This is a genomic window from Cellulomonas sp. Leaf395 (assembly GCF_001424125.1).
GTDB lineage: Bacteria > Actinomycetota > Actinomycetes > Actinomycetales > Cellulomonadaceae > Cellulomonas.
In genome coordinates this window covers 903,916-916,978 of sequence record NZ_LMQI01000001.1, presented here as the reverse complement: position 1 = coordinate 916,978, position 13,063 = coordinate 903,916, and the positions used below count along the sequence as shown (strand labels likewise).

Sequence of the window (13,063 nt, the reverse complement as noted above, 5' to 3'; positions counted from 1 at the left end):
GTCTCCTGTGGTCGTGTGCGCCTAGTGCCGCATCAGTGCGTGCACGAGCACGGCGCCGGGCCGTCTTGGATGGCGAAAGCCTAACCTATGCACGGGGTTGGTCCCGACCTGCCACGGGCCGCTGCGGGCGCCCCGGACGCGTCAGGCTGGCCGCTCGGAACGGCTCACGCCTCGAAGTACCCGACCCGTCCCCGCTGCACCGCGCGGGCGTCCAGGACGGCCGATCCGATGACCCCGGCGATCGACACGAGGAACAGCACCTGCGGGTTGTAGAAGTCGAACTGCTTGAGGATCACCAGCACGACGATGACCACGATCAGCTTGCCCAACCAGGCGCCCATGATCACCGCCATCATCGTCGTCGGCGCCGAGTGCGCCGTGCGCAGGACCGAGATCACCGTGGTCCCCGAGAAGATCAGCGCGATGCCCACGCCGAGCAGCGCGCCCCAGACGCCGGCCATGCCGTCGACCAGGTAGCCGATGCCCACGCCGAGGACGGTGAGCACGCCGAGCAGCACGAGCATGTCGCGCAGCGACCTGCGGAAGACGGCCTCGTTCGCCGACCGCGGGGCGGGGGTCGGCGCGGGCGCGGGAGTGGTCATCGGACGGCCTCCAGGGGCGGGGTGGCGGACCGGCCGCGCAGCGGCCCGAGCGTCAGCAGGGTGGCGACGAGCACGGCGACGCCGAACGTGATGAGGACGACGGTGGTCTCCCACCGGACGAGGGCGGCGACACCGAAGGCGAACACCGCGGTCCACACGTACATGATCGCGACCGCGCGACGGTGCGAGTGGCCCAGCTGCAGCATGCGGTGGTGCAGGTGCATGCGGTCCGGGTGGAACGGGGACTTGCCGGCGCCGACGCGGCGGACGATCGCGAGCCCCATGTCGAGCAGCGGGAGCAGGAGCACCGCGAAGGGCAGGAGCATCGGGAGGAACGCGGGGAACCGCTGACGCGCCAGCGCCTGCTCGGGATCGATCTGCCCGGTGACGACGATCGCCGCGGCGCTGAACACGAAGCCCAGCACCATGGCGCCCGAGTCGCCCATGAAGATGCGCGCCGGGTAGACGTTGTGCGGCAGGAAGCCGATGCACGCACCGACGAGCACGGCGAGCACCAGCGCAGCGAGGTTGGCGTTGGCGTACGCGCCCGGGTTGGAGCCGGCCGTCAGCAGGTAGGCGTACAGGAAGAACGCCGTGCCGCCGATGGCGAGCACCCCGGCCGCCAGACCGTCGAGCCCGTCGACGAAGTTCACGGCGTTCATCGCGATCACCACGGTGAGCACCGTGAGGAACGTCGCCATCCGGGTGGACCCGATGGTCTGCACGTCCCCGGTGGGCAGCTGGTAGAGGAGCACGCCCTGCCACGCCAGGAACCCGCCGGCCAGCACCTGGCCCATGAGCTTGGTGAGCCAGTCGAGGTCCCAGATGTCGTCGGCCACCCCCAGCGCGCACACGATCGCGGCGCCGCCGACGATGCCGATGATCGGGCGCGGGTTGGCGTAGATGTTCTGGAGGAACGGCAGCCCGCTGGTCATGAGGATCGCCACGAGGATGCCGCCGAACATCGCCATCCCGCCCAGCCGCGGGGTGGGGATCGCGTGCACGTCCCGGTCGCGGACCGCCGTGATGGCCCCCCAGCGCAGCGCACACCAGCGGGCCAGCGGCGTCATCAGGTAGGCGACCGTGGCGGAGAGGAGCAGCGCGAGCAGGTAGACCCTCACGCGGAAGACCCCTCGACGGGGGTGACCTCGTTGAGCTGCTCGAGGCTGAGCGCCCCGGCGCGCACCAACCGGAGGGTCGGTCCCGTGGCGTCGACGATGCTCGAGGCGACCTGGCCCGGGGCGTCGCCGCCGTCGAGGTACACCGCGACTGAGGCGCCCAGCTGGTCGTACGCGCCCTGGGCGGTCACCGCCGCGGGAGAGCCCGTCGTGTTGGCGCTGGAGACCGCGAGCGGCCCCGTCCGGCGGAGCAGGGCCCGCGCGGTCTCGTGGTCCGGGACCCGCAGCGCGACCGTGCCACCGGTCTCGCCCAGGTCCCACGCCAGCGACGGCTGGGCACGCACGATGAGCGTGAGCCCGCCGGGCCAGAACGCCTCGGCGAGCGCGCGGGCCCCCGCGGACACGTCGGTGGCGAGGCCGTCGAGCGTGCGCACGTCGGCGATCAGCACCGGGGGTGGCATCTGGCGGCCCCGGCCCTTGGCGTCCAGGAGCGCCTGCACGGCGGGCGGTGTGAACGCGTCGGCGGCGATGCCGTAGACGGTGTCCGTCGGGAGGACCACGAGTCCCCCGCGGGACAGGACGTTGACCGCCTCGTCGAGCGCCGGACCCCAGGTGGTGGGGTCGCTCGCGGGGGTGATCCGCTCGTTCACGGCGCCGAGTCTGTCACGTGCGGCGTGCCGGCTCGCCGCGCCACGAGCATCCGCGGACGTCCGGTCAGGTCCGGCCGGGACTCGACCTCCACGAACGCACCCGTGGACTGCGCAGCCTCGCGTGCCGCTGCGTCCTGCACCTCCGCGTGCTCCATCACCAGGAGCCCGCCGGGGACGAGAAGCCTGGCGGCCGCCCGCAGGACCGCACGCGGCACGTCCAGACCGTCGAGGCCGCCGCCGTAGAGGGCCAGGTCGGGGTCGTGGTCGCGCACCTCGGGGTCCACCGGCTCCGCGTCGGGCGGGATGTACGGCGGGTTGGCGACGAGCACGTCCACCGTGCCGTCGAGCTCCTGCAGCAGCATCGGGTCCGCGACGTCGCCGTGCTCGACGCGGACGTCGGCCTGGACGGCGACGGCGTTCCTGCGCGTCAGGTCCACGGCCTCGATGGAGAGGTCCACGGCGACGACGCGCGCACCGGGGACCTCGGTGGCGACGGACAGCGCGATGCCCCCGGCTCCGCAGCAGAGGTCGACCACGAGCGGGTCCGTGAGCCGCGCGGCCTCGTCGATCGCCACCTGCGCGACGACCTCGGTCTCCGGTCGCGGGACGAACACACCGGGCTCGACCAGCAGCGTCAGGTACCGGAACCCGGTGGACCCGACCAGGTGCTGCAGCGGCTCGCGGTTCCGGCGCCGCTCGACGAGCCCCGCGAACTGCTCGGCGAACCCGTCCGGCACGGGCGGCGCCAGGGCCAGCTCGAGACGCTCCTGCCCGAGCACGTGCGCGGCGAGGGCGGTGGCGTCGTGCCGCGGAGAGGGCACCCCGGCGTCGGCGAGGATGCTCGAGGCCCCCTCCACGAGCGCGCGCATGTCCGGGCCGGTCATGCTGTGCCCTCTGAGCCTGCAGCCGCCAGTCGGGCACTCTCGTCGGCGTCGATCGCCGACTGCACGACGGGCGCCAGCTCACCGCCGAGGACGGCGTCGAGGTTGTAGGCCTTGTACCCCGTGCGGTGATCGGCGATGCGGTTCTCCGGGAAGTTGTACGTCCGGATGCGCTCGGAACGGTCGACGGTGCGGACCTGGGAGCGGCGGGCCTCGCTCGCCGCGGCCGCGGCCTCTTCCTGCCGGGCGGCCAGGATGCGGGCGCGCAGCACGCGCATGCCGGCCTCGCGGTTCTGCAGCTGCGACTTCTCGTTCTGCATGGACACGACGATGCCCGTGGGCAGGTGCGTGATGCGGACGGCGGAATCGGTGGTGTTGACCGACTGGCCGCCCGGGCCAGAGGACCGGTAGACGTCGATGCGCAGGTCGTTGGCGTCGATCGCGACCTCCGCCTCGTCCTCGGCCTCGGGGAAGACCAGGACGCCTGCGGCGGAGGTGTGGATGCGGCCCTGCGACTCGGTCACGGGGACCCGCTGCACGCGGTGCACCCCGCCCTCGTACTTCAGGTGCGCCCACACGCCGTCCTCCGGAGCGACCGTGGCACGCGCCTTGATGGCCAGCTGCGCGTCCTTGTATCCCCCGAGGTCCGACTCGGTGGCGCCCAGGAGCTGCGTCGCCCAACCCATCTTCTCCGCGTACCGCGTGTACATCCGCAGCAGGTCCGCGGCGAACAGCGCCGACTCCTCGCCGCCCTCCCCCGCCTTGACCTCGAGGATCACGTCGCGCGAGTCGTCGGGGTCACGGGGGATGAGGACCTCGCGCAGCCGGACCGCGGCTGCGTCGGCCGCCTGCTGCAACGACGGCAGCTCGGCGGCGAAGCTCTCGTCGACCTCCGCCAGCTCGGCGGCGGCCTCGGCGTCGTCGGACGCGGCCTTCCACGCCGTGTACGCCTGCGCGACCCGGCCGAGCTCGGCGTACCGACGGCCGAGCCTGCGCGCGTTCGCGGCGTCCGCGTGGACCGCCGGATCGGCCAGCTGGGCCTCGATCTGTGCGTGCTCGGCGAGCAGCGGCTCGGCGGCAGCGAATGCCTCGCTCATGCGGGTGTCCCTCGGGTGGCTGGATGGGCTCCGACAACGACACAGCGCCGGTGCCCGCGCGGACACTGCCATGGAGGGCAGTGGTCCGCGCCGGGCACCGGCGCTGCGAGGGTGCTAGTTGCCGGCCTTCTTGCCGTAGCGCGCCTCGAACCGGGCCACGCGGCCACCGGTGTCGAGAATCTTCTGCTTGCCCGTGTAGAACGGGTGGCAGGCGCTGCAGACGTCGGCGTGGATCTTGCCGGAGGTCACGGTCGAGCGCGTGACGAAGGTGCTGCCACAGGTGCAGGTGACCTCGGTCAGGACGTACTCGGGGTGGATGTCAGCCTTCACGAACTTCTCCTCGGGTGGGTGTCTCCGGGTCCGGACGCGCGAGTGGCGCCGGTGAACCGCAGACCAGCGAACCATTGTGCCAGAACAGCGACGAGGCCCGAAATCATCCCGTCGCCGCGCGCTCACAGCGGCTGCGCGTCGAGCCTCGCCTTCTGCGCCTCCACGTCGAAGTCGGCGGCCGGCCACTCGAGGTGCAGGTCCTCCAGCGTGTCGCGCAGCAGCCGTCCGACGGCGAGCCGCGCGTACCACTTGTTGTCCGCCGGCACCGCGTACCAGGGCGCGTGGTCGGTGCTCGTCCGGTCCAGGACCGCCTGGTACGCCTCCAGGTAGGACGGCCACTTCGCCCGTTCGTCGATGTCCCCGGGGTTGAACTTCCAGTACTTGTCCGGGCGCTCCAGCCGCTCGCGCAGCCGGGCCCGCTGCTCGGCCGGTGAGACGAGCAGTGCGACCTTGACGATCACGGTCCCGGCCTCCACCACCTCACGCTCGAACGCGTTGATCTCGTCGAACCGCGGCTCCCAGACCTCAGGCGGGACCAGCTCGTTCACGCGGACCACCAGCACGTCCTCGTAGTGCGACCGGTCGAACACGCCGATCCGCCCCGGGCTCGGGAGCGCCTCGCGGATCCGCTGCAGGTAGTGCTGCGACCGCTCCTTCTGCGTCGGCACCCCGAACGAGTGCAGCTGGACGCCCTGCGGATCCACCATGCCCAGCACGTGCCGGACGATCCCACCCTTGCCTGCGGTGTCCATGCCCTGCAGCACGAGCAGCACGGACCGGGTGCCGCCCGAGCGGCCGTCCGCGAACAGGCGCTCCTGCTCCTCGCTCAGGTGCCGGCCGTCCACGGCGAGCCGCTTGTCGGCAGCCGACGCTCCGTGCTCCCAGCCCGGTGTCGCGGCCAGGTCGGCGTCGGCCAGCCGGTAGCCCGGCGTGACCCGCAGGGCCTCCCGAGGTGGTGTGCTCCACGACTTCGCCATCGAACGACTCCCAGGGCTCGCGCCAGTGCGGACGAGTGCACGGTAGCGGCGCGGCGACCCCCCCGCGAGCGCTTCGCTGCTCGACGCGACGCGACGACGTGGTCGAGGTTCAGCGCTGAGGCAGCTGGTCGCGACGGCGGGTGAGGTAGGCGATCTCGCCGATGTTGCCGGCCAGCTCGATGGCCCTGTCGTAGGCCGCGCGCGACTCCTGGCTGCGGCCCAGCCAGCGGAGCAGATGGGCGCGAGTGGCGTGGTACGGGTGGTAGTCGGCCAGGCTGTCCTCGAGCTGGTCGACGGCGGCCAGCGCCACCTGGGGGCCGTCGACCTCGGCGACCGCGACGGCCCGGTTGAGGGCGACGATGGGCGACGGGTCGAGGCGCACCAGCTGGTCGTAGAGAGCGACGATCTGGGTCCAGTCGGTGTCGCGGACGTCGCGGGCTGAGGTGTGCACAGCGTTGATGGCGGCGAGCAGCTGGTAGCGCCCGGGAGCCTGGCCGGCCGCAGCCGCGGAGAGCCGTTCGCGCACCAGCTGATGCCCCTCGGCGATCATCGGGACGTCCCAGTCCGCGCGCGCCTGCTCGTCGAGCGCCACGAGCTCGCCGGTCGTCGAGACGCGAGCGGTGCGGCGGGCCTCGGTGAGCAGCATCAGCGCCAGCAGGCCGGTCACCTCGCCGTCGTCGGGCAGGAGGGCGTGGACCATACGCGTGAGCCGGATCGCCTCGGCGGTCAGGTCGTGCCGCACAGGGTCGCTGTCGGGGCCGGACGCGAGGTAGCCCTCGTTGAAGACGAGGTACAGGACCGTGAGAACACCGGACACGCGCGTCGGGAGATCGCCGGCAGCCGGGACCCGGTAGGGGATGTGGGCGGCCTGGATCTTGGCCTTCGCGCGGGTGATCCGCCTCCCCATGGCGCTCTCGGACACCAGGAAGGCGCGGGCGATCTCGGGCATCGTGAGGCCGCCCACCATGCGGAGCGTGAGCGCCACGCGGGACTCCATCGCGAGCGCCGGGTGGCAGCAGGTGAAGATCAGCCGGAGGCGGTCGTCATCGACGGCACCGAGGGACTCGTGCGGGTCGTCGTCGACCATGGTCCCGGCCTTCCTGGTCAACTCGTCGCGCCTGTTCTCGCGTCGGATCCGGTCGATGGCCTTGCGCGTCGCCGTGGTGGTCAGCCAGCCGCCGGGGTTGGGCGGGACGCCGTCGGCGTGCCAGCGCTCGACGGCGGTCGCGAACGCCTCGGCTGCGGCCTCCTCGGCGACGTCGAGGTCACCGAAGCGCCGGGTCAGGGCCGCGACGACCCGGGCCCACTCCTGGTGGTAGGCCCGGGTGATCGCCTCGTCGACGTCGCTCACGCGAACGGTCGCGCCTCGATCTTGCGGTCGCAGACCGACACCAGGTACCGCATCCCCGACTCCCCTCGTCGTCGTGCCGCCGACGACGTCACGCCGTGGCGTACTGCGGTCGCCCGGCCGGGCGGTACGTCTCGATCGCCACGCCCGGGAAGTGTCGCCGCGCCGCGACCGCGTCGAGCGCGATGTCCGGACCGTCCTCCGGGAACAGTCTCGTGCCCAACCTGGGTCATCGTCGTGAGCAAAGCATCTTGGCTCCTCTGCCCGTGGTGCCGCCCGTTCTCGTCTGCCTCACCCGGACGGCGAACAGCACCGTCCCGATCGGACATCGTCGGGGACCGCTCCACCAACGACGACGGCCCCGCGCTCCCGGAGGAGGGCGGGGCCGTCGGGCCGGTGCGGCTACTCGCTGCCGGGCGTGGTCTTCTGGACCTGGAGCAGGAACTCGACGTTCGACTTGGTGTCCTTGAGCTTGCCGATCAGCAGCTCGATGGCCTGCGTCTGGTCGAGCGCGCCCATGACACGGCGGAGCTTGTAGATGATCTTCAGCTCGTCGTGCGGCATGAGGATCTCCTCGCGGCGGGTGCCCGACGCGTTGACGTCGACCGCCGGGAAGATGCGCTTGTCTGCGAGCGAGCGGGAGAGCCGCAGCTCCATGTTCCCGGTGCCCTTGAACTCCTCGAAGATGACCTCGTCCATCTTGGAGCCGGTCTCCACCAGCGCCGAGGCGAGGATGGTCAGCGAGCCGCCGTGCTCGATGTTGCGAGCCGCGCCGAAGAACCGCTTGGGCGGGTACAGCGCCGAGGCGTCGACGCCACCGGACAGGATGCGCCCGGACGCCGGGGCGGCCAGGTTGTAGGCCCGCGACAGCCGGGTGAGCGAGTCGAGCAGCACGACGACGTCCTGACCCAGCTCGACCAGCCGCTTGGCGCGCTCGATGGCGAGCTCGGCGACGATCGTGTGGTCGGAGGCGGGGCGGTCGAACGTCGAGGCGATGACCTCGCCCTTGACCGTCCGCTCCATGTCCGTGACCTCTTCGGGGCGCTCGTCGACGAGCACGACCATGAGGTGGACCTCGGGGTTGTTGGTCGTGATGGCGTTCGCGATGTGCTGCATGATGATCGTCTTGCCCGCCTTGGGGGGTGCGACGATCAGGCCGCGCTGGCCCTTGCCGATGGGCGCGACGATGTCGATGACCCGCGGCGACAGCTTGTGCTGGTCGGTCTCGAGGCGCAGGCGCTCCTGCGGGTACAGCGGCGTCAGCTTGTTGAACTCCGGGCGCACGCGGGCGCCGTCAGGCTCCAGGCCGTTGATCGAGTCGAGGCGGACCAGCGCGTTGAACTTGCTCGGGCGGTTGCCCTGCGGCTGCTGCTCACCCTCCCGCGGCTGGCGCACGGCACCGGTGACCGCGTCACCGCGGCGCAGGCCGTACCGCTTGACCTGGTTGAGGGACACGTACACGTCGTTGGCGCTGGGCAGGTACCCCGTGGTGCGCACGAACGCGTAGCTGTCCATCAGGTCGAGGATGCCCGCGACGGGGAGCAGGACGTCGTCGTCGGTGACCTCGATGTCGTCGAGGCCCGCGATCTCGCCGGCGCCGGGCCGACCGCGGGTGCCGCGGCCCTTGCGGTCACGGTCCCGGTCCCGGTAGCGGTCCCGCGACCGGCGACGGCGACCGCCGCGCTCGTCGAGGCCGTCGTCGTCGGCGCCGCGCTGCTGGGTGCCCGGCTGCTGGGTGCCGCCCTGCTGGGTGCCGCCCTGCTGGCGGGTGGCCGGCTGGCCGTCCCGCTGCTGGGCGTCGCGCTGCTGGCCCTGCTGGCGGTCCACCTGCTGGCGGTCGGCCTGCTGGCCGTTCGACTGCGCGCGGTCCGCCTCGTCGCCCTGCGGCGCACCTGCACCGCGGCCGGCCCGGCGCGAGCGCCGCTCACCGGTCACGACACCGACGGCGTCGGCGGCACGCGCTGCGCGGTCGTCACGCTCCTCGACGGGCGCGAGCTTGGCGTCCAGTGCGGCCTCCAGGCCGGCGAGCGCGTCGCCGTGGGGCGGCGTGGAGCGGTCCTGCTGCGCGCGGTCGCGCGGGGGGCGCTCCTGCGTCGGCGCCCCGGCGTCTCCGTCGAGGTCGAGCTGCGGGGCGCGCGTGCGCGGCGCGCGGGTGCTGCGCGCCGCCGGCGCGTCGGTCACCACGACGCTCTGGTCGCGCCGCGGCTCCAGAGCCTGCGGGCGCGAGCCTGCGCGGGCGTCCGCGATCGCCTGGACGAGGTCGCCCTTGCGCATCTTGGACGTGCCCTTGACGCCCAGGCCGGACGCCATCGCCTGCAGCTCGGGCAGGCGGAGTGCCGAGATGCCTGCGCTGCGGGCGGACCCGCCGGAGCTGCTCACGGCGGGTTCGATGATGTCTGTCACGAAGGACCCTTCCCCTCGTCGGTGGCCGGGACCCGATGGTTCGGGGATCGGCCGACGTCCGGTCGAGGTGACCGAGACGGTGCTGGAGCCACACACGCGCTGCGTACGACGACGTCTGCGCACGGTGGGCTGGATCGCTCCCGGCTCGTCTACTCATTCTGAGGCGGCCGGTCACGTACGACACGGGCCACCGGAGGACGAGGTCCGGGGAACGCGTCGATATTACCACTGTCGACACCGCGACCAGGCAGGGTGAACGACCGGCATGTACTTCACCCGGTCATGTCACCCGCTGGACGGTCGCACCCGTGCGGTCCACCCGGAGCGGGAGGATCTGCCAGCCCCCCATGGCACCGCCGAACGCGGTCTGCACGGCCTCGTCCGCGTCGGTCTGCCGGACGCCGTCTGCGCCCGTCGTGTCCGGCAGCCGCCGCGCGATCACCAGGACCGTCGGGCCCGCGCCGGACACGACCGCCGCCACCCCGGCCGCACGCAGGACGTCGACCAGTGCCAGCGAGCCCGGCATCACCGACCGGCGGTACTCCTGGTGCAGCCGGTCCTGCGTGGCGGTCAGGAGCAGCTCGGGGCGCCGGCCCAGCGCCTCGACCAGGAGGGCAGCGCGGCCCGCCTGGAACGCGGCGTCAGCGTGCGGGACGGTCCCGGGCAGCACGCCGCGCGCGGCCGTCGTGGACAGATGGTTCGGGGGGACGATCGCGAGCAGCGCGACGTCGTCGTGGACCAGGAGGTCGACGGCGCGGAACCGGTCGTCGTCGCGCCACGCGAGCGTCGCGCCGCCCAGCACCGCCGGCGCGGCGTTGTCCGGGTGCCCCTCGATCCGGGCGGCCAGGTCGATCGCGACGTCGTCGGACAGCGCCTCCGGCTCGGCGATCAGGCCCCTGGCGGCGATGATCCCGGCCACGACGGCCCCGGCCGACGACCCGAGACCCCGGCCGTGCGGGATGCGGTTGCGGCAGACGAGGTGCAGACCGGTCTGCGACGCCCCGACCTCGTCGAGGGCGGCACGCAGCGAGCTGACCACGAGGTGCTGCTCGTCGTCGGGCACCTGCCCGGCACCCTCCCCCGTGACCTCGACCGTGACGCCCGGCGAGGCGAGCGCTCGCACCTCGAGCTCGTCGTAGAGGCCGAGGGCGATGCCGAACGCGTCGAAACCGGGTCCGAGGTTGGCGCTCGTGGCGGGGACGCGGACGCGGACGTGGTCCGCACCCAGGCGCATCGCGGGGCCTCAGTCCAGGCCGAGAGCCGTGGCGATGGACACCACGTCGGACGAGATCCGCACAGGCACGACGTCACTGCCGTCGGGGGTGCGCAGCGCCCACTGCGGGTCCTTCAGGCCGTGGCCCGTCACCGTGATGACGATGCGCGCACCGGCCGGCACCCGACCCTCGTCGCTGAGTTTCAGCAGCCCGGCGACGCCGGACGCGGAGGCGGGCTCGACGAAGATCCCGACCTCTGCGGAGAGCACCCGGTGTGCGGCCAGGATCTGCTCGTCGGTGACCGCCTCGATGAGGCCGCCGGAGACGTCGCGAGCCTCCTCGGCCTGCTGCCAGGAGGCGGGGTTGCCGATCCGGATCGCCGTGGCGATGGTCTCGGGCTGGTCGATCGGGTGGCCCTTGACGATGGGGGCCGCCCCGGCGGCCTGGAAGCCCCACATGATGGGGGTGCGCGTGGCGACCGCGGCGTGCGCGGTGCCGGCGTCGAACCCCGCGTACTCGCGGTAGCCCTTCCAGTACGCGGTGATGTTGCCGGCGTTGCCGACGGGAAGGACGTGGATGTCGGGGGCGTCGCCCAGAGCGTCGACGATCTCGAACGCGCCCGTCTTCTGGCCCTCGATGCGGTCGGGGTTGACCGAGTTCACCAGCTCGACCGGGTAGGACTCGGCCAGCTTGCGGGCGGCGACGAGGCAGTCGTCGAAGTTGCCGTCGACCTGCAGCAGCGTGGCCCCGTGCGCGATGGCCTGGCTGAGCTTGCCCATCGCGATCTTGCCGTCCGGCACGAGCACCGCGCAGAGCATGCCCGCGCGGGTGGCGTACGCCGCCGCCGATGCCGACGTGTTGCCGGTGGACGCGCAGACCACGGCCTTCGCGCCCCGGCCGGCCGCGGCCGACATGGCGGTCGTCATGCCGCGGTCCTTGAACGACCCGGTCGGGTTCATGCCCTCGACCTTGATGAAGACGTCGGCGCCCGTGCGCTGCGAGAGCGTCGGCGACGGGACGAGCGGCGTACCACCCTCTCCGAGCGTGATGACGCGCTCCTGGACGTGGGCGGGCAGGCGGTCGGCGTACTCGGCGATCACGCCACGCCACTGGTGGGCCATCAGGCTCCCTCGACTCGCAGGACGGACACGACACGACGCACGACGTCGAGGCCGGCGATGGCCTCGACGGTGCTGCGCAACGCGTGCTCAGGGGCCGCGTGCGTGGTGATCACCAGGCGCGCGAAGTCCGCGTCCGGGGTCTCGGTGACCGGCGTCTGGCGGACGGCCTCGATCGAGACGTCGTGCGACGCCAGGACGGTGGACACCTGCGCCAGGACGCCCGGGCGGTCCGCGACCTCGAGCCGCACCTGGTACCGGGTGCGTGCGGCGGTCGCGGGCAGGACCGGCAGCTCGGCGTAGCGGGACTCGATCGGGCCCTTGCCACCGAGCACGCGGTGGCGGGCCACCGAGACGACGTCGCCCAGCACGGCCGACGCGGTGGGCTCGCCGCCGGCGCCGCGGCCGTAGAACATCAGCTCCCCGGCGGCCTCCGCCTCGACGAACACCGCGTTGTACGCGCCGCGGACGTTCGCGAGCGGGTGGCTGACGGGCACCAGTGCGGGGTGGACCCGGACCTGGACGCCCTCCACACCATCGGCGACGCCGCGCTCGGCGATGGCGAGGAGCTTGAGCACGTAGCCCGTGCGCTGCGCCCACAGGACGTCGTCGGCGGTCAGGGAGGTGATGCCCTCGCGGGAGACGTCCTCGATGGACACGCGGGTGTGGAACGCGAGCGAGGCGAGGATCGCGGCCTTCGCCGCCGCGTCGTACCCCTCGACGTCGGCCGTCGGGTCCGCCTCCGCGTAGCCCAGCGCCTGCGCCTCCTTGACGGCCTGGTCCAGGTCCAGACCCTCGGACGCCATCTTGTCCAGCACGTAGTTGGTGGTGCCGTTGACGATGCCGAGCACGCGGGTCACGCGGTCCCCCGCGAGCGACTCGCGCACCGGGCGGACGATCGGGATGGCGCCCGCGACGGCGGCCTCGAAGTAGACGTCCACGCCGGCCTCGTCGGCCGCAGCGTAGAGCGTGGGACCGTCCTGGGCGAGCAGCGCCTTGTTGGCGGTCACCACCGACGCACCGCCGGCGATCGCCCTCAGCAGCAGGCTCCGCGCCGGCTCGATACCGCCCATGACCTCGACGACGACGTCCGCGCGCTTGACCAGCGACTCGGCGTCGGCGGTGAGCAGCGCCCGGTCGACCACGGCGTCGCGCTCGGCCTCGACATCGCGCACGGCGACACCGACGAGCTCCAGGGGTGCCCCCACGCGCGAGGCCAGGTCCCGCGCCTGCGTCGTGAGCAGCCGCACCACCTCGGTGCCGACGACGCCGCAGCCGAGGACGGCGACGCGCAGGGGCGGGTGGGCGGGCACGGGCGAGGGCAC

The 13,063-nt window shown here is 72.8% G+C and carries 13 protein-coding genes; all 13 read right to left on the bottom strand.

Annotation, left to right across the window (positions count from 1 at the left end; all coding sequences use genetic code 11):
- Window positions 1-164 precede the first annotated feature (164 nt).
- Window positions 165-602, bottom strand: a complete 438-nt coding sequence (locus tag ASG23_RS04185) for a hypothetical protein (protein ID WP_056020399.1) — start codon at window positions 600-602, stop codon at window positions 165-167.
- Window positions 599-1,723 (bottom strand): glycosyltransferase family 4 protein, encoded by a 1,125-nt coding sequence (locus ASG23_RS04180; RefSeq protein WP_056020396.1) that lies wholly within the window; start codon window positions 1,721-1,723, stop codon window positions 599-601. The genes ASG23_RS04185 and ASG23_RS04180 overlap by 4 nt, the downstream gene beginning before the upstream one ends.
- Entirely contained in the window at window positions 1,720-2,370 is a 651-nt protein-coding gene (locus tag ASG23_RS04175) for an L-threonylcarbamoyladenylate synthase (RefSeq protein WP_056020393.1), read from the bottom strand. Before ASG23_RS04175 ends, ASG23_RS04180 begins: the two co-directional genes overlap by 4 nt.
- A complete protein-coding gene (prmC, locus tag ASG23_RS04170; RefSeq protein WP_056020390.1) occupies window positions 2,367-3,254 on the bottom strand; it encodes a peptide chain release factor N(5)-glutamine methyltransferase in 888 nt (295 codons plus the stop codon). Before prmC ends, ASG23_RS04175 begins: the two co-directional genes overlap by 4 nt.
- The gene (prfA, locus tag ASG23_RS04165; protein WP_056020387.1) at window positions 3,251-4,348 is read right to left on the bottom strand and encodes a peptide chain release factor 1; all 1,098 of its coding nucleotides are present in this window, start codon (window positions 4,346-4,348) and stop codon (window positions 3,251-3,253) included. The genes prmC and prfA overlap by 4 nt, the downstream gene beginning before the upstream one ends.
- 114 nt (window positions 4,349-4,462) lie before the next feature.
- Window positions 4,463-4,678, bottom strand: a complete 216-nt coding sequence (gene rpmE / locus ASG23_RS04160; RefSeq protein ID WP_055918063.1) for a 50S ribosomal protein L31 — start codon at window positions 4,676-4,678, stop codon at window positions 4,463-4,465.
- A 122-nt stretch (window positions 4,679-4,800) separates the two neighbouring features.
- Window positions 4,801-5,655, bottom strand: a complete 855-nt coding sequence (locus ASG23_RS04155) for a PPK2 family polyphosphate kinase (protein ID WP_056020384.1) — start codon at window positions 5,653-5,655, stop codon at window positions 4,801-4,803.
- 109 nt (window positions 5,656-5,764) lie between these two features.
- The gene (locus ASG23_RS04150; protein WP_056020381.1) at window positions 5,765-7,006 is read right to left on the bottom strand and encodes an RNA polymerase sigma factor; all 1,242 of its coding nucleotides are present in this window, start codon (window positions 7,004-7,006) and stop codon (window positions 5,765-5,767) included.
- An 88-nt stretch (window positions 7,007-7,094) separates the two neighbouring features.
- Entirely contained in the window at window positions 7,095-7,226 is a 132-nt protein-coding gene (locus ASG23_RS20670) for a hypothetical protein (protein WP_268760879.1), read from the bottom strand.
- 179 nt (window positions 7,227-7,405) lie between these two features.
- Window positions 7,406-9,313, bottom strand: coding sequence for a transcription termination factor Rho (rho, locus tag ASG23_RS04145; RefSeq protein ID WP_235520866.1), 1,908 nt, complete (start codon window positions 9,311-9,313; stop codon window positions 7,406-7,408).
- A gap of 373 nt (window positions 9,314-9,686) precedes the next feature.
- Window positions 9,687-10,640, bottom strand: coding sequence for a homoserine kinase (gene thrB, locus ASG23_RS04140; RefSeq protein ID WP_056020375.1), 954 nt, complete (start codon window positions 10,638-10,640; stop codon window positions 9,687-9,689).
- Between the two features lie 9 nt (window positions 10,641-10,649).
- On the bottom strand, window positions 10,650-11,741 hold the full coding sequence (gene thrC, locus ASG23_RS04135) for a threonine synthase (RefSeq protein WP_056020373.1): 1,092 nt from the start codon (window positions 11,739-11,741) through the stop codon (window positions 10,650-10,652).
- Window positions 11,741-13,063 carry a homoserine dehydrogenase gene (locus tag ASG23_RS04130; RefSeq protein ID WP_235520840.1) on the bottom strand — a complete coding sequence of 441 codons (1,323 nt, stop codon included), beginning with the start codon at window positions 13,061-13,063 and terminating at the stop codon, window positions 11,741-11,743. Before ASG23_RS04130 ends, thrC begins: the two co-directional genes overlap by 1 nt.